At 63.0% G+C, this 16,744-nt stretch carries 14 protein-coding genes and 1 pseudogene; 11 read left to right on the plus strand and 4 right to left on the minus strand.

The genetic code is table 11. The features are described 5' to 3' along the window. Nucleotides 1-80 precede the first annotated feature (80 nt). Together L1P09_RS14805 and L1P09_RS14810 are read right to left on the minus strand one after the other, a co-directional pair. The gene (locus tag L1P09_RS14805) at nucleotides 81-482 is read right to left on the minus strand and encodes a hypothetical protein (RefSeq protein ID WP_054905046.1); all 402 of its coding nucleotides are present in this window, start codon (nucleotides 480-482) and stop codon (nucleotides 81-83) included. A gap of 67 nt (nucleotides 483-549) precedes the next feature. Beyond that, entirely contained in the window at nucleotides 550-1,434 is an 885-nt protein-coding gene (locus L1P09_RS14810) for a LysR family transcriptional regulator (RefSeq protein ID WP_192440266.1), read from the minus strand. A gap of 146 nt (nucleotides 1,435-1,580) precedes the next feature. Between L1P09_RS14810 and L1P09_RS14815 the strand changes: the two genes are divergently transcribed. Together L1P09_RS14815 and L1P09_RS14820 are read left to right on the plus strand one after the other, a co-directional pair. Next, the gene (locus tag L1P09_RS14815; protein ID WP_029887295.1) at nucleotides 1,581-2,600 is read left to right on the plus strand and encodes an alpha/beta hydrolase; all 1,020 of its coding nucleotides are present in this window, start codon (nucleotides 1,581-1,583) and stop codon (nucleotides 2,598-2,600) included. A gap of 321 nt (nucleotides 2,601-2,921) precedes the next feature. Continuing rightward, entirely contained in the window at nucleotides 2,922-4,157 is a 1,236-nt protein-coding gene (locus tag L1P09_RS14820) for a hypothetical protein (RefSeq protein ID WP_232892157.1), read from the plus strand. Nucleotides 4,158-4,221: 64 nt separating this feature from the next. Here the strand turns inward: L1P09_RS14820 and L1P09_RS14825 are convergent, their stop codons facing one another. Beyond that, complete coding sequence (locus tag L1P09_RS14825; RefSeq protein ID WP_054905043.1) at nucleotides 4,222-4,515, minus strand: DUF1330 domain-containing protein; 294 nt, start codon at nucleotides 4,513-4,515, stop codon at nucleotides 4,222-4,224. 77 nt (nucleotides 4,516-4,592) lie between these two features. Here L1P09_RS14825 and ribBA point away from each other — a divergent pair, with 77 nt between their 5' ends. The 7 genes and pseudogenes from ribBA (at nucleotide 4,593) to L1P09_RS14860 (ending at nucleotide 12,710) form a co-directional block, all read left to right on the plus strand. Then, nucleotides 4,593-5,714, plus strand: coding sequence for a bifunctional 3,4-dihydroxy-2-butanone-4-phosphate synthase/GTP cyclohydrolase II (gene ribBA, locus L1P09_RS14830; protein WP_235767787.1), 1,122 nt, complete (start codon nucleotides 4,593-4,595; stop codon nucleotides 5,712-5,714). Between the two features lie 265 nt (nucleotides 5,715-5,979). Further along, nucleotides 5,980-7,005: an ABC transporter substrate-binding protein gene (locus L1P09_RS14835; protein ID WP_054905041.1), complete on the plus strand. Its 1,026-nt coding sequence runs from the start codon at nucleotides 5,980-5,982 to the stop codon at nucleotides 7,003-7,005. Next, nucleotides 7,002-7,919, plus strand: a complete 918-nt coding sequence (locus L1P09_RS14840) for an ABC transporter permease (RefSeq protein ID WP_009686435.1) — start codon at nucleotides 7,002-7,004, stop codon at nucleotides 7,917-7,919. Before L1P09_RS14835 ends, L1P09_RS14840 begins: the two co-directional genes overlap by 4 nt. Before the next feature lie 6 nt (nucleotides 7,920-7,925). Beyond that, a complete protein-coding gene (locus tag L1P09_RS14845) occupies nucleotides 7,926-8,732 on the plus strand; it encodes an ABC transporter permease (RefSeq protein WP_054905040.1) in 807 nt (268 codons plus the stop codon). Between the two features lie 17 nt (nucleotides 8,733-8,749). Beyond that, nucleotides 8,750-9,897, plus strand: a pseudogene (locus L1P09_RS14850) (ABC transporter ATP-binding protein). Between the two features lie 286 nt (nucleotides 9,898-10,183). Further along, entirely contained in the window at nucleotides 10,184-11,491 is a 1,308-nt protein-coding gene (locus tag L1P09_RS14855; protein WP_054905038.1) for a substrate-binding domain-containing protein, read from the plus strand. A 178-nt stretch (nucleotides 11,492-11,669) separates the two neighbouring features. After that, nucleotides 11,670-12,710 (plus strand): TerC family protein, encoded by a 1,041-nt coding sequence (locus L1P09_RS14860; RefSeq protein ID WP_154211002.1) that lies wholly within the window; start codon nucleotides 11,670-11,672, stop codon nucleotides 12,708-12,710. Between the two features lie 22 nt (nucleotides 12,711-12,732). On the opposite strand, the gene L1P09_RS14865 is transcribed toward L1P09_RS14860, so the two are convergent. Beyond that, entirely contained in the window at nucleotides 12,733-13,962 is a 1,230-nt protein-coding gene (locus tag L1P09_RS14865; protein WP_029887303.1) for an acyl-CoA dehydrogenase, read from the minus strand. A 139-nt stretch (nucleotides 13,963-14,101) separates the two neighbouring features. Here L1P09_RS14865 and L1P09_RS14870 point away from each other — a divergent pair, with 139 nt between their 5' ends. Together L1P09_RS14870 and L1P09_RS14875 are read left to right on the plus strand one after the other, a co-directional pair. Further along, nucleotides 14,102-15,028, plus strand: a complete 927-nt coding sequence (locus tag L1P09_RS14870; protein WP_029887304.1) for a LysR family transcriptional regulator — start codon at nucleotides 14,102-14,104, stop codon at nucleotides 15,026-15,028. A 210-nt stretch (nucleotides 15,029-15,238) separates the two neighbouring features. After that, nucleotides 15,239-16,393 carry a cysteine desulfurase family protein gene (locus tag L1P09_RS14875; RefSeq protein ID WP_054905037.1) on the plus strand — a complete coding sequence of 385 codons (1,155 nt, stop codon included), beginning with the start codon at nucleotides 15,239-15,241 and terminating at the stop codon, nucleotides 16,391-16,393. Nucleotides 16,394-16,744: the final 351 nt, after the last annotated feature.

Here is a 16,744-nt window from a genome sequence, read left to right on the forward strand (position 1 = left end):
GAATGATGAAAACCGCTGCACGCACTGGCGCAGGGGGCTTTCAAGTAGACGTAGCAAGGCGGCGGAAAATTAACTTCATCTCATGCATCGCGCAGCAGGTCGTGGGTATCGAGCAGGCGGAACGCAACCTCGGGATTGCGCTCCAGCCCGCGCCGAATCGCCGCCGGGATCGCCTGCCGGGTCTTGCGGCATAGCCCGGGCTGGTTATCCAGTTCGATGACGATGCCGCGCATGGTCCGCACTTCATTGAAGCCCGGGGCGATGTGCACGCGAATGCCGAGATTGTCGAACAGGCGTTGTTGCAGCCGCTGCAGGTCTTCAAGGTCCTTCAGGTTTTCCAGGCGGTCGAGCAGGCGCTTTTCTTCCTGGCGGGTCAGCAGGAGTATGCGCTGGGCGGTCTGCGGGTGGTCGGCCAGTTGTTCGCGACCACAAATGCAGGCGCCAGGGGGGCAAGGCTGGCGCAACGGTGGAGAGCTGGTCATGGGCCAAGCATAGCCAGTTTTTGCGGGTGCTTGTAGAAGCGGTCTTCATATCGCCCGTGCCCCGGCTTTACAACAGCAGCAAGCGCTCGCGCAGGAAGTTCACGAACCCCTGCACCGGCCGCGCCACCTGCCGGTGCTGCGGGTACACTGCCGACAGCTGCAATGCCGGCGGGCGCCAGTCATCCAGCACCGTGACCAGGCGCCCATCGGCCAGCGCTTGCCCTACGATGAAGGTCGGCAGGTAAGTCACCCCCATGCCGGCAATCGCCGCGTCCCTCAGGATTTCACCATTGTTCGCGCGCATGCGCCCGGCCACCTGAATCGCCTGGGCCTTGCCAGCCTGCCGAAACTGCCACTGCACCTGCCGCGAATGCCCATAGGGCAGGCAGTCATGCCCGGCCAGGTTCTCCGGCCTGGCCGGCACACCGCGCGCCGCCAGGTAGCTCGGGCTCGCGCAGTACACCCGCTGCACATCGGCGATGCGCCGGGCGATCAGGCTGGAGTCCTCCAGCGCGCCAATCCGCAACGCCAGGTCATAGCCTTCGCCGATCAGATCCACCGCCCGGTCACTGAGGTCCACCTCCACATCCACCTGCGCATGCAACTGCAGGAACTCGGTCAGCAAACAGCCCAGGTGCGCCATGGCGAAAGACAATGGCGCGCTCAGGCGCAAGGTGCCGCGCAAGGCCTGGGCCTGGCCGCTGATGTCGTGCTCCACCTGCTGCACTTCACCCAGCAGGCGCATGGCCGACTGGTAGTACTGCTGGCCCAGCGGCGTGGCATCCAGGCGCCGGGTGGAGCGGTTGAGCAGGCGCACGCCCAGGCGCGCTTCGAGTTGCATCAGGCGCCGGCTCACCGATTGCTTGGACATCCCCAGGCGCTCGGCAGCGGCGGTGAAACTGCCGGCCTCCATCACCTGGGCAAAGATTCGCATGTCTTCGTAGGGGTTCATTGTCTCGCTCTTGGTGACAGTAAAACGCTTTATAGCGGCTTTTTCCCACGAGCGCACCTGCCTAATCTACGCACAGGTCGCAGCGATGGCCCAGCAGGCCAGGCAAGACGACCATTCCCGACACTTGCACAGAAAAGGATTCGCCCATGAACATTGTCCACAAAACACTCACCGCCTCGCTTCTGGCGCTGTCCGTTTCCAGCGCGTTCGCAGCGGGAAGCCCAGGCGTGGAGCAACGCACCCAGGCCTTCCTCGAAGCCCTGGAGCAAGGCGGCGGCAAGCCACTGGAGCAACTCAGCCCGAAAGATGCCCGCGCGGTGCTGACCGGCGCCCAGGCCTCGGTCAAGGTTGACCTCTCCGGGATCGAGGTGAAGGAACGCACCATCGAGGCCGACGGCCAGTCGATCAAGCTGCAGGTGGTTCGCCCGGCCAATGTCAAAGGGGCGTTGCCGGTATTCATGTTCTTCCATGGCGGTGGCTGGGTGCTCGGCGACTTCCCGACCCACCAGCGGCTGATCCGTGACCTGGTGGTTGGCTCTGGGGCAGTGGCGGTCTATGTCGACTACACCCCGTCGCCGGAGGCGCATTATCCAACCGCGATCAACCAGGCCTATGCCGCGACCCGCTGGGTGGCCGAGCACGGCCAGCAGATCGGCGTGGATGGCAAGCGCCTGGGCGTGGCTGGCAACAGCGTCGGTGGCAACATGGCGGCGGTCGTGGCGCTGAAGGCCAAAGAAGCTGGCACCCCGGCCCTGCGCTTCCAGCTGTTGCTGTGGCCGGTGACGGACGCCAGCTTCGAAACCGCTTCGTACAAACAGTTTGCCGAAGGGCACTTCCTGACCACCGGCATGATGAAGTGGTTCTGGGACAACTACACCACGGATGCCAAGGCGCGGGAACAGATCTACGCCGCGCCGCTGCGAGCTACCACTGAACAGTTGCAAGGCTTGCCGCCAGCGCTGGTGCAAACAGCCGAGTTCGACGTGCTGCGTGATGAAGGTGAGGCCTATGCCCGCAAGCTGAATGCCGCCGGCGTGCCGGTGACCTCGGTGCGCTACAACGGCATGATCCATGACTATGGGCTGCTCAACCCGCTGAGCCAGGTACCGGCGGTCAAGGCGGCAATGCGCCAGGCTGGCGCCGAACTCAAAGCGCACCTGAACTGAGCCCATGACCGGAAGACCTGCCCAGGCCCAATCGAGATGTTGGCGCTCGGTCACCTGGGCTTGGCCCGAATGCTGATAGAACTGCCAGTAGCCGCCACTTTTTTCCTGTGCGCAAATTGCACCAAAGCCCACGATAGCTATGCGTGCGGCAGTGCTGCTCCACTCAGAAAAAGGTGCTCGCCAATGTGGACACGAATAGCCTTGTCGCTTCTAACCCTGGGAAGTTTGATCGGTTGCGTGTCGCACACGTCCCCTGTGCTGCCTGCCCGTCCGCCCGCGCAGACTCAGGCACTCACAAGCGCAACAGCCAAGTCACAGCAGTTGATCGAATTGAACAAGCGGGGTGAACAGGCGGTTACGCAACTGAAAGTCTGGTACGACTCGGTCACCGAAGACTGTGGTGGGCCTGACAAACCCAGCTACCTGTGCAGCGGTTTTGAAATGCGTGCCACCGGTTTCAGCCCAGAATCGCTACCTTGGGACCCGAGCCGCAAGCACTTGGATAAAGGCGCCATAGCGTTTTCCTGGGTGCGCCGCGACACCAACTTCGGCAGGGCGGCGGAACGCTTCAATGGTTTTTTGTTCCCGCCGCTGCAGGCCATCCCGCACGGCAAGCTGCGCGAGCTCGAAGTACTGTGCACCTTCCCCATCGATGGTGGCACGGACAACCGCGAAACCGCGCAGGGGTGCGGCCCGCATGATGGGTTTGAGAGCACCACGGATGCGTGCCAGAAGGTCGGCGTGAAGGATGCCGAAGCGTGGTTGGCAACGTACAGCGAAGATGACATCAGAAAATCAAGAGTCTGCGGATGGGACCTTCGCGAAGCACCCGCGAACATGAAGGCCCGGTGGTTCGAGATGCCGTTAAAAGTCAGGGCAGGTTTGAGCGCCGATGCGTGGATGGGCTACAACGAGATTTTGCTCCCAGCCTGGCAAGTCGGCGTGGGCGCCGACTTGCCTGTTTTTGCATTTTTCTATGTCGAGGGTCAGACGCAGGCTGGCTTGCTGGCGCAGTTCGACCAGTTCCGGTATCACGCAGCGTATGGCCAGGCGGTGCCTGTAATCCGAATCAAGCTGCCCACGGCGAAGGATCAGGTTATGCAGCTCACCTACGATGAGCAAGACCAAGCGGTAGGTCGCCCCATCGTGCCTTCGGAGGTCGATTTCGAGTCCGAGCAGGTCGGTGACCGCAAGGAATTCAAGGTTGACCAAACGACATTCAAACTACATGGCACGGGTGGGATCAGCGACGATTCGCACAGCGGCGATGGAAGCGCCATAAAGGCAAAACATCTTACGTTCGACGGTTCAACCGAAATTCTGCTGCCTGGCACAGGTACCCGCCGCGTAAGTTACGACTGGGGGTGCAGTGATCTATGTACCAGAGATCTCACCTTTACGGACAACCACAAACGGCTGAGTGACCGTGACGGTATGCATTATGGGTCCGATGAGCTAACGGTGAACGGCCCTGAAATCCTGCACCTTCACATGGTTGAAGACGGCGTAAATCCGCGCATGGTCATCGACAACGTGCACGTTACGCAAGCGCCTTGAGCTTCTGTTTTGCCAGTAGTGGCCCTATCGCCGGCTCGCCGGCGTCAGGGGCATCAACCAACACTCACGGCCCCACCCCTTCAACGATGATCACCTCGGCCTTCGCTACCCCTTGGCGATGGCTGCACGCCTCCTGGTACAGCTCAGACCGGTAACACGCCACCGCCTGCGCGTAGGAATCAAATTCGATCACCACGCTACGCTGAGGTGTGGCCCGCCCTTCCAGCGCTTCGCTGCGCCCGCCACGGGCCAGAAAGCGGCCACCGAACGCCTGGAAGGCAGCCGGGGCGCGTTGGGTGTATTGCAGGTACTGCTCGGGGTCGGTCACGTCCACATGGGCGATCCAATAGGCCTTCATGCACTTCCTCCTGATTCGTCGACATTTGTGTATGATGGTATACCATAAAAATGACACCACCACAGCGAGCGTGCAACATGGCTTTCAACACCATCGAGGAACTTCTCGAGGACTACCGGCAAGGCAAAATGGTCCTGCTGGTGGATGACGAGGACCGCGAAAACAAAGGCGACCTGCTGATCGCCGCCGAGCGTTGCGACGCCCAGGCCATCAACTTCATGGCCCGCGAAGCACGGGGCCTGATCTGCCTGACCCTGACCGACGATCACTGCCAACGCCTGGGGCTGGAGCAGATGGTACCGGCCAACGGCAGTGTGTTCAGCACCGCGTTCACCGTGTCGATCGAAGCTGCCACGGGCGTCACTACGGGCATCTCTGCCGCCGACCGGGCACGTACCGTGGCCGCCGCCATGGCCCCCACGGCCCGCCCCGAAGACCTGGTCCAACCCGGCCATATATTCCCCCTGCGTGCCCGCGAAGGCGGCGTGCTGACCCGCGCCGGCCACACCGAAGCGGGTTGCGACCTTGCGCGCCTGGCCGGCTTCAGCCCGGCCTCGGTGATCGTCGAAGTGCTCAACGACGACGGCACCATGGCGCGTCGCCCGGACCTTGAGGTGTTCGCTGCACGGCATGGCATCAAGATCGGCACCATCGCCGACCTGATCCACTACCGCCTGAGCACCGAGCAGACCATCAAGCGCATCGGCGAACGTGAGCTGCCGACCGTGCATGGCACCTTCCGCCTGGTCACCTATGAAGACCGCATCGAAGGTGGCGTGCACATGGCCATGGTAATGGGCGACATCCGCCGCGAGCAGCCAACCCTGGTCAGGGTGCATGTGATCGACCCCCTGCGCGACCTGGTTGGTGCCGAGTACGCCGGCCCCGCCAACTGGACCCTGTGGGCGGCACTGCAGAAGGTGGCCGAGGAAGGCAGCGGCGTGGTGGTGGTCCTGGCCAACCATGAATCCTCGCAGGCATTGCTGGAGCGGGTACCACAGCTGACCCAACCGGTGCGGCCTTACCAGCGCGGGCAGTCCAAGGTGTACTCGGAAGTGGGCACCGGAGCACAGATTCTGCAGGACCTGGGGGTGGGCAAGCTGCGCCACCTGGGGCCGCCGCTGAAATATGCGGGGCTGGCGGGTTATGAGCTGGAGGTGGTGCAGAGCATTCCCTTTGAGCCAGGCCTGGTGGACTGACGCAGTGCCTTGTAGGCGCGGCCTTGCGTCGCGCCTACAGAGGTTCGCGCAAGCATGCAGAGGACAGAGTGATGGCCGGTCGCCTCATACCTCTTGCCAAAAGTTTGGAATACCATAATATGATATCCCGTAGACCTTAAGTCTGCTGGCCGGCATCCACAACGCCAGATGGCCATCGACACTTTGTTTTAGCTGCTCCCCGAACACTATTGGCGGGCGCACCACAAGCCCAGCCTCGAATAACAAAAGCAACGAGGGCGTAACCATGCTGTTGAGCAAACGTGTAACCGCAGTGCTGTCTGCCAGCCTGCTGACCCTGGCATGTCAGGCCGCCCAAGCCGCCGACAGCCTCAACTTCGTCAGCTGGGGCGGGACCACCCAGGACGCCCAGAAAGAAGCGTGGGCCGTTCCCTTCACCAAAGCGACCGACATCAAGGTAGTCCAGGACGGCCCGACCGACTATGGCAAGCTCAAGGCCATGGTCGAGAGCGGTAACGTGCAATGGGACGTGGTCGACGTGGAAGCCGACTTTGCCCTGCGCGCCGCCAGCGAAGGCTTGCTCGAACCCCTCGATTTCACCCAGATCAAGCGCGACAAGATCGACCCACGCTTTGTGTCCGACCACGGTGTCGGCTCGTTCTTCTTCTCCTTCGTGCTCGGTTACAACGAAGGCAAGCTCGGTGCCAACAAGCCAGTCGACTGGGCCGCGCTGTTCGACACCAAGACCTACCCTGGCAAACGCGCCTTGTACAAATGGCCCAGCCCAGGCGTGCTGGAACTGGCCCTGCTGGCCGACGGTGTAGCCCCCGACAAGCTCTACCCGCTGGACCTGGACCGCGCCTTCAATAAGCTCGACACCATCAAGAAAGACATCGTCTGGTGGGGCGGTGGCGCTCAGTCGCAGCAATTGCTGGCCTCTGGTGAAGCTGCGCTGGGCCAGTTCTGGAACGGTCGCGTCTACGCCCTGCAGCAAGACGGTGCCCCGGTGGGTGTGAGCTGGAAGCAGAACCTGGTCATGGCCGATTTCCTGGTCATCCCCAAGGGCGCCAAGAACAAGGACGCGGCCATGAAGTTCCTGGCCAACGCCAGCAGCGCCGAAGGCCAGGCCGAGTTCGCCAACAAGACCGCCTACGCGCCGGTCAACGTCGACAGCGTAGCCAAGCTGGACAAGGACCTTGCACCCAACCTGCCTACCGCCCATGCCCAGGACCAGGTCACCCTCGACTTCGCCTACTGGGCCAAGAACGGCCAGGCCATCGCCGCGCGCTGGAATGAGTGGTTGGTCAAATGAAAGTCGCCATCAACGCCCTGCATAACGCCCAAGGTGCCCCCACGGGGGCCGGCGCTCCGGGCACCGTACCGCGGCGCGTGGGCCTGAGCCAGCGCTGGAAAGGCAGCCGCAACCTGCTGCCGGCCTTGCTGTTCCTGGGTCTGTTCTTTTTCGCCCCGCTGATCGGCCTGTTGCTGCGCGGGGTACTGGAGCCAACGCCCGGGCTGGGCAACTACGAGCAGCTGTTCGCCAACTCGGCTTACGCACGGGTGCTGTTCAACACCTTCTCGGTGGCCGGTGTGGTCACCCTGATCAGCGTGCTGCTCGGGTTCCCGCTGGCGTGGGCCATCACCCTGGTGCCCAAAGGCTGGGGCCGCTGGCTGCTGAACATCGTGCTGCTGTCGATGTGGACCAGCCTGCTGGCACGCACCTACTCGTGGCTGGTGCTGCTGCAGAGTTCGGGGGTAATCAACAAGGCGTTGATGGCCATGGGCATCATCGATGCCCCGCTGGAGATGGTGCATAACCTGACCGGTGTAGTGATCGGCATGAGCTACATCATGATCCCGTTCATCGTGCTGCCGCTGCAGGCGACCATGCACGCCATCGACCCGATGGTGCTGCAGGCAGGCTCGATCTGTGGCGCCAGCCCGTGGACCAACTTCTGGAAGGTGTTCCTGCCACTGTGCCGCTCGGGGCTGTTTTCCGGGGCGCTGATGGTGTTCGTGATGTCGCTCGGTTACTACGTCACCCCGGCACTGCTGGGCGGGGCGCAGAACATGATGCTGCCGGAATTCATCATCCAGCAGGTGCAGTCGTTCCTCAACTGGGGCTTGGCCAGCGCCGCCGCCGCACTGCTGGTGTTGATCACCCTGGTGCTCTTCTACCTGTACCTGAAGCTGCAGCCGGAGTCCCCGGTTGGCAACCCGAGGTAAACCGCCATGCTCCTTTCCCCCAATGCCATGGGCCGCCCGCTGCGCACAGGCCTGTACCTGACCACCGGGGTGATCGCAGCCTTCCTGCTGCTGCCGGTAGTGTTCATCGTGTTGCTGTCGTTCGGGTCGTCGCAGTGGCTGGTCTTCCCGCCGCCCGGCTGGACCCTCAAGTGGTACGGCCAGTTCTTTTCCAACCCCGAGTGGATGGAGGCTGCACTGGCCAGCTTCAAGGTGGCCGTGCTGACCACCGTTGCAGCGGTGCTGCTGGGGTTACCCAGCGCGTTCGCCCTGGTGCGTGGCCGCTTCCCGGGCCGTGAACTGCTGTACGGGCTGTTCACCATGCCAATGATCGTGCCGCTGGTGATCATTGCGGTGGCGGTGTACGCGCTGTTCCTCAAGCTGGGCTATACCGGCACGCTGTTCGCGTTCGTGGTCAGCCATGTGATCGTCGCCCTGCCCTTCACCATCATTTCGATCATCAACTCGCTGAAGCTGTTCGACCAGTCGATCGAGGATGCCGCCGTGATCTGCGGCGCGTCGCGCCTGCAGGCGATCTTCAATGTCACCTTCCCGGCCATTCGCCCGGGGATGATTGCCGGGGGCCTGTTCGCCTTCCTGGTGTCCTGGGATGAAGTGGTACTGAGCGTGATGATGGCCAGCCCCGACTTGCAGACCTTGCCAGTGAAGATGTGGACCACCCTGCGCCAGGACCTGAGCCCGGTGATCGCCGTGGCCTCGACCTTGCTGATCGGCCTTTCGCTGCTGGTCATGTTCATTGCCGCCGCCTTGCGCCGGCGCACCGAAAACGCCTGAGCGCGGAGATAACAACAATGAGTGCAGTGATCAAAGACAACGCGCACGGCAAGACCCTGGTCAGCCTGCGTGGCCTGAACAAGCACTACGGCGACTTCACCGCCGTGGACAACCTAGACCTGGAGATCCAGGAAGGCGAGTTTCTGACCTTTCTCGGCTCCAGTGGCTCGGGCAAGTCCACCACCCTGTCGATGCTGGCCGGTTTCGAAACGCCGAGCAGCGGCGAGATTCTGGTCGACGGCCAGTCGCTGGTCAACGTGCCGCCGCACAAGCGTGATATCGGCATGGTGTTCCAGCGTTACTCGTTGTTCCCGCACCTGAACGTGCGCGACAACATCGCCTTTCCGCTGGCCATTCGCAAACTCAATGCGGGCGAAACCAGCAAGCGCGTCGATGCCATGCTCAAGCTGGTGCAACTGGAACAGTTCGCCCAACGCAAGCCGTCGCAGATGTCCGGCGGCCAGCAGCAACGTGTGGCGATTGCCCGCGCGTTGGTGTACGAGCCACGCATTCTGCTGATGGACGAGCCGCTCGGGGCCTTGGACAAGAAGCTGCGTGAAGACCTGCAGGACGAGCTGCGTCAGCTGCACCGCCGCCTCGGCATCACCATTGTCTACGTGACCCACGACCAGGAAGAGGCCATGCGCCTGTCGCAGCGCATTGCCATTTTCAGCCACGGCAAGATCGTTGGCCTGGGCACCGGCTACGACCTGTACCAGAACCCGCCGAATGCGTTTGTGGCATCGTTCCTGGGCAACTCCAACTTCCGCGGATCAAGGCCAGCAGCAACGGCGCAGCCAGCTTCGAAGGCCAGCCGGTGGCCATCCGCCTGACCCCGGGGCTGGCAGCCTCGCAGGATGCGCTGATCATGGTCCGCCCGGAAAAAGCCCTGGCCCTGACTGCCGAACAAGCCGCGCGCCAGCCGCTGCCGGCAGGCTGGAACGAGGTCAGCGCCAAGGTTGGCGAGGTACTGTTCCTGGGGGAAAGCCAAACCTGCCATGTGGTCACTGCTGGTGGTACCGAACTGACGGTCAAGGCACTGTCTGCAGCGGGTATGCCGATGCAGCCAGGGGACAGCGTGAAGGTGCGCTGGGCAGTGGCAGATGCCTGCATCTACACCGAATGGGCCGAGAGCGACCTGAGCAAATCGGCCGGCGCGCATTGAGACCGCCAAGGCCGGCTTGCGGCCCATCGCCGGCAAGCCGGCTCCCACAGGGATCGCATCAGGGCTGACAGGCGCTGAAGATGCTGCGGCTACCTTTGCCAGAAACCATAGAATCTCCCACAACGTACAGCACAGGTCTTGAGAACATTGCTATCGGTGTGGGAGCCGGCTTGCCGCCGATGGGCTGCACAGCAGCCTCGACAGCCTCAAGCCCATTGACTGTCACATTATCATCACGCCCCTGTCGTAATCTGCCGGCCAACTCTATGCCACAGGGCCACCCGGCATGCCGCGCCTGCTTGTGCTACTGCTCACCGTGCTACCACTGACCACCGTGGCTGAACCAGTTCATTTGCGTGTGCAAGGCTCCAATACCATTGGCGCAGCCCTGCTGCCGGCGCTGGTGGAGGGCCAGCTCCGTGCGCAGCAAGCCAGCGCGATCGAACGCCAGGCCGGCAAGCTGCCCAACGAAACCGTGATCACGGCCCGCGACACGCAGGGCCAACCGGTACGCATCGACATCGCTGCCCACGGTTCCAGCACCGGCTTCACCGCCCTGGTTGAGGGCGAGGCCGACCTGGCCGCCGCCTCACGGCCGATCAACGACAACGAAGTACTCCAGTTGCGAGCGTTGGGCGACCTGCGTGCTGCCGCTTCCGAGCAAGTCATTGCCCTGGATGGTGTGGCGGTCATTGTCCACCCCGACAACCCGCTGCCGCAGCTCAGCACAGGGCAACTGGCGCAAGTTTTCTCTGGTCAGATCCAGCGTTGGGAAGAATTGGGCATTTCCGGCGGGGCCATTCACCTGTACGCCCGTGACGACCGCTCCGGCACCTTTGAAACCTTCAAGGCACTGGTACTGGCGCCACAGCACGCGGCACTGTCAGCCCAGGCCCGGCGCTTCGAATCCAGTGACGAACTGGCCGCAGGGGTGAGCACCGACCGCCAGGCCATTGGCTTCAGTAGCCTGGCCGCCATTCACGGGGCCAAGGTGCTGGCGGTGGCTGAAGGGGACGCCCCGGCCATGCTGCCAGCGCGCGCCCTGGTGGCCAGCGAGGACTACCCCCTGTCACGGCGCTTGTACTTCTATCTGCCGGCCAACCCCAAACCACCCGCCAAAGCCTTGGCGGACTTCGCCCAAAGCCCGGCAGGCCAGGCCATCGTCGCCCAGCAAGGGTTCGTTTCGCAGCAGATACAGGCCCTGCCAGTGCCACCACAGGCAGGCATGCCGCCGCGCTACCGCAACCTGGCCAGGCAGGCACAACGGCTGAGCGTGAACTTTCGCTTTCAGGCAGGCAGCGCCAACCTCGACAACAAGGCCCTGCGTGATGTGCAACGGGTGGCCGATTACCTGCACCAGGCCGGCAAGCTACAAGGCAAGACAGTGCTGGTTGGCTTCGGCGACCCCAAGCTGACCCCAGGCCGCGCTGCGCTGCTGTCGCGCTTGCGGGCGCAGGCGGTGCGCCGCCAGTTGGCACGTAACGGCGTCGCAGTGCTGCAGGTGACCGGCATGGGCGCTGAGTTGCCTGTGGCCGGCAACGAACGTGAACAAGGGCGGCTGCACAACCAGCGTGTGGAGGTGTGGGTGTACTGAGCAACAGGGTGATGCTGTTCACGGCCGCCTGGCAAACAAATGTAACAGCGCCGGATTCGGCAGCGCAGGCAAACAGGTCTAGCCTTAACCCTATGTGATACCGGGCCCCTCTGACGGCTGCCACGCCGTGATGTCGGATCACTGTTGCCACGCAACGTCGACATTCAAGGAGGGGCTCATGACAGCTCTACAGGCGTTTCTCACCACCCCGTTCCTCGGTACCAGCACCTGGTTGTGGCTGGTGTTCATGGCCATCGTCATCGGCCTGCTGGTACTCGACCTCGGCATACTGCACCGTCACGAACGTGAAATCGGCATGCGCGAGAGCCTGCTGTTGTACTCCGGCTACTTCAGCATCGGCGTGCTGTTCGGCGGTTGGGTCTGGTTCCAGCTAGGCGCGCAATCGGCGCTGGAGTTCTACACCGGCTTCCTGGTCGAGCAATCACTGTCGATGGACAACGTGTTCGTCATGGCCATGATTTTCAGCTATTTCGCCATCCCCCGCCGTTACCAGCACCGCGTGCTGTTCTGGGGCATCCTCGGGGTGGTGATCCTGCGCGCGATCATGATCGGGGTGGGCGCAGCACTGGTGCAGAACTTCGCCTGGGTGCTGTACCTCTTCGGGGCCTTCCTGCTGTTCACCGGGGTGAAGATGGCGCTGGCCAAAGAAGACAGCCATCCAGACCTGGCCAACAACCCAATCCTCAAGTTCGTGCGCCGGCACCTGCGGGTGACCGACGAGATCCATGGCTCGCACTTCTTTGTCCGCCAGACACCCCCGGGGCAGAACAAGGCCCTGCGCCATGCAACGCCGCTGTTCCTGGCACTGGTGCTGATCGAGCTGGCCGACCTGGTGTTCGCAGTGGACAGCGTACCCGCGATCTTCGCCATCACCCAGGACCCGTTCATTGTCTACACCTCGAACATCTTTGCCATTCTTGGCCTGCGCTCGCTGTACTTTGCGTTGTCGGCGCTGATGCACCGGTTCGTATACCTCAAGTACGCATTGGCGCTGGTGTTGATCTTCATCGGCTGCAAGATCTTCTACCATGGCATGGTCGGCAAGGTGCCGGCGTTGCTGTCGTTGGGTGTGACGTTCGGGCTGTTGCTGGGTGGGGTGGTGATTTCGCTGCTCAAGACGCGGGGGCAGAAGCCGGCTGTGGTGGATCAGCCGCCGGCACACGGTACCCCCCAAGCCAATGCCGGCCACAAAGAGTAGGCCTGACGAGAATCAGCCTGCCTCACCGCCCGCTGCGCAACATCTCTGCCGGCACATACTTGCCAATCTCATACTTGCCGATCGCCGCCCGGTGCACTTCATCGGGCCCGTCGGCCAGGCGCAGGGTGCGTTGCATGGCGTACATGTACGCCAGCGGGAAATCGCCGCTCACCCCTGCCCCGCCATGCAGCTGGATCGCCCGGTCGATCACCTTCAGCGCCACGTTCGGCGCCACCACCTTGATCTGCGCGATCTCGCTGCGCGCGACCTTGTTGCCGACCGTGTCCATCATGTACGCCGCTTTGAGCGTGAGTAGCCGGGCCATGTCGATTTCCATGCGCGAATCGGCAATCTTGTCGACGTTGCCCCCCAGGCGTGCCAGAGGCTTGCCGAAGGCGGTGCGCGCAACCGAGCGCTTGCACATCAGCTCCAGCGCCCGTTCGGCCATGCCGACAGAACGCATGCAGTGGTGGATACGCCCAGGGCCCAGGCGCCCCTGGGCGATCTCGAAGCCGCGGCCCTCGCCGAGGATCACGTTTTCGTAAGGCACCCTTACGTTCTCGAACAGCACCTCGGCGTGGCCATGCGGGGCATCGTCGTAGCCGAATACCGGCAGCGGGCGAACAATCTTCACACCAGGCGTATCGGTTGGCACCAATACCATCGAGTGCTGCTGGTGACGCGGGCTTTCCGGATTGGAGAGGCCCATGAAGATCATCACCTTGCAGCGCGGGTCGCACGCACCAGACGTCCACCATTTGCGCCCATTGATCACCCACTCGTCACCGTCACGCACCGCGGTCGCGACCATGTTGGTCGCGTCCGAGGAAGCCACATCCGGTTCGGTCATGGCGAAGGAGGAACGAATCTCGCCCCGCAGTAGCGGCTCCAGCCACTGGCGTTTCTGCGCCTGGCTGCCGTAGCGCACCAGCACCTCCATGTTGCCGGTATCCGGGGCCGAACAGTTGAACGGCTCCGGGCCGAGCAGTGAGCGGCCCATGATTTCGGCCAGCGGCGCGTACTCCAGGTTGCTCAGGCCAGCGCCGTACTCCGACTCGGGCAGGAACAGGTTCCATAGCCCCTCAGCGCGGGCCTTGGCCTTGAGCTCTTCCATGATCGCGGTGGGCTGCCAGCGGTCACCCTCGGCGACCTGGCGATCAAACACCGCCTCGGCGGGGTAGACATAAGCATCCATGAACGCGGTGACACGTTCGCGCAGTGCCTGGACCTTGGGCGAATAGGCGAAATCCATCGGGGTTACCTTCACGGTTCGAAGAACATGGCCAGAGCCTAGAGCAGCGCAACCCGATCCACCTAGTCTATTTTCAGCGTGTATGAACATTCATAACCGATATATGATCGACAGATAACTCCAACAAAGAGCGGCGCCCATGAACCTCAGCAAGGTCGACCTCAACCTGTTCATCGTGTTCGATGCGATCTACACCGAAGCCAACCTCACCCGCGCCGGGCAGATTGTCGGCATCACCCAGCCGGCGGTGTCCAACGCCCTGTCGCGCCTGCGCGAAACTTTCAACGACCCGCTATTCGTGCGCACTGCGCAAGGCATGGTGCCCACGCCCATGGCGCAGAACATCATCGGCCCGGTGCGCAACGCCCTGGCGCTGCTGCGCACCTCAGTACAGGAAAGCCGCATTTTCAACCCGCAACAGGCCAACAAAACCTTCCGTATCAGCATGACCGACCTGACCGAAGCGGTCATTCTGCCGCCCCTGTTCCAGCGGCTGCGCCGCCTGGCGCCGGCGGTGCTGATCGAGAGTTTCCTGTGCAAGCGCCGTGAAACCACCAAGGAGCTGGCCGCAGGCCGCCTGGATTTCGCCATCGACGCGCCGTTGAACACCGACCCCCAGGTCCGCCACGTGAAGTTGATGCAGGACCGCTATGTCTGTGCCCTGCGCCAAAGCCACCCGCTGGCGGACAGCAAACTGACCCTCGACAGCTACCTGGGCATGACCCATATCCACATTTCCAGCCGCCGCAACGGCCTGGGGTATGTCGACCTGGCCTTGGGCAAGATGGGCGTGCAACGCAAGGTCGCCCTGCGCTCGCAGCACTACCTGATGGCCTCGCAAGTGTTGCAGCAGACCGACATGGCAATGACCGTCCCGGAGCGTTTCGCTCGCCGTCATCAGCTGCGCTACCACCCGCTGCCGGTGGAGGTCCCGGCCCTGGAAACCCACCTGTACTGGCACGAAAGTACCGACCAGGACCCGGCCAACCGTTGGATGCGCGAGCAGATCACCGAGCTGTGCCAACGTGTGGTAGCCGACGAAGAAAAAGCGCTTGAACCTGCCTGAAATGCGCGCTGAAACCGGTCGATGCGTATCACGGTGTGCTGTGCGAAAGAATGAATCGAGAAAAATATTCTCCAAAAAGACAATCAAATAGAACAAGCATGCAAATACGCCACAAATAGCCCAGCGGGAAGCGAAAAGCATCTTTCGGCCACACGATAGGCTGATGCCAACGATCGCCGACCCCACGGCGACAGACATGGACATGCCTCGATGCCTAACGCCCCGCTGTACTTCGATTACGCCGCCACTACCCCGGTCGATGACCGGGTCATCGAAACCATGCTCGCCTGCCTCGGCCGCCAGGCCAACTTCGGCAACCCGGCCTCCAGTGGCCATGCCTACGGCCAGGCCGCCCGCAGTGCGGTGGACCAGGCACGCCAGCAAGTGGCCGAGCGCATTGGGGCCCCGGCCGAAGCGCTGGTATGGACCTCTGGCGCCACCGAGTCGAACAACCTGGCACTCAAAGGCGTTGCCAACGGCATCGACCACCCCGGGCACCTGGTCACCAGCCTGCTGGAACACAAAGCCGTACTCGACACCGTGGCCGAACTGGAGCGCCAAGGCTGGGCGGTCACGCGCCTGGCACCTGATGCCCGTGGCCTGATCCAGCCCGCGGCGGTACAAGCCGCGTTGCGCGCCGATACCCGCCTGGTATCGCTGATGGCCGTCAACAATGAATTGGGCACGGTCACCGACGTTGCCGCCATTGGCGAGTGCGTTCGCGCGCATGGCGCCCTGTTGCACGTGGACGCCGCACAGGCAGTGGGCAAACTGGCGATCGACCTGCGCGCGATGGCTGTCGACCTGATGTCGTTCTCGGCGCACAAGGTCTATGGGCCCAAAGGCATCGGCGCCCTGTACGTCGGGCCTCGCGCGCGCCCGGTACTGCGCGCACAGATCCACGGCGGTGGCCATGAACAGGGCCTGCGTTCCGGGACCTTGGCCACCCATCAGATTGCCGGCATGGGCAGTGCGTTCGCCCTGGCCGGGCAGCCCGGCGACAGCGAGTACCTGCGCCTAGCACAGCTGGCCACGCGGCTGCAGGAAGGCTTGCTGAAGTTGTCCGGGGTCAGCCTCAATGGCTGCGCCACACAACGCATCCCGCACACCCTGAACCTGTGCATCGACAGCCCGGGCTTCAACAGTGCGGCGCTGGCGAGCGAACTGGCGTTGTCCACCACCTCGGCGTGCAACTCGGGCAGCAACATGGCGTCCCACGTGCTGCTGGCGCTGGGGCTGAATGAGCACCAGGCGCGCAACAGCGTGCGCCTTAGCATCGGCCGTTTCAGCACCGACGCCGAAGTCGACAAGGCGCTGGAGGTGTTTGCCAGGGTACTGGCTGCGGCCTCGGCAGCCTTGTGGTAACCCGCCTCTTGCGCGGGCCCTGTGGGAGATTCTATGGTTCCTGGCAAGGGTAGCCGCAGCATCTTCAGCGTCTGTGCGATCGAGCGCCGCCCGCGCGGCGCATCGCGAGCTGCGCTCGCTCCTACATTTATTTCGGGCCAGTAACCCCTGTGCCAGATGCGCGCGGCCGCCTTGTTCGTACGACGCGATTTTGAGGCATGCGCCAAGGCGTTCGCGCGCAAATCCCACAGGAATAATTGGCCCGAAACAAACGTAGGAGCGAGCGCAGCTCGCGATGCGCCGCGCGGGCGGCGCTCGATCTCACAGGCGCTGCATATCTTGTGACAACCACCTATCAGCCCTGATGCGCCC

Origin of the sequence: Pseudomonas juntendi (assembly GCF_021560075.1) — a bacterium.
GTDB classification, from domain to species: domain Bacteria; phylum Pseudomonadota; class Gammaproteobacteria; order Pseudomonadales; family Pseudomonadaceae; genus Aquipseudomonas; species Aquipseudomonas juntendi.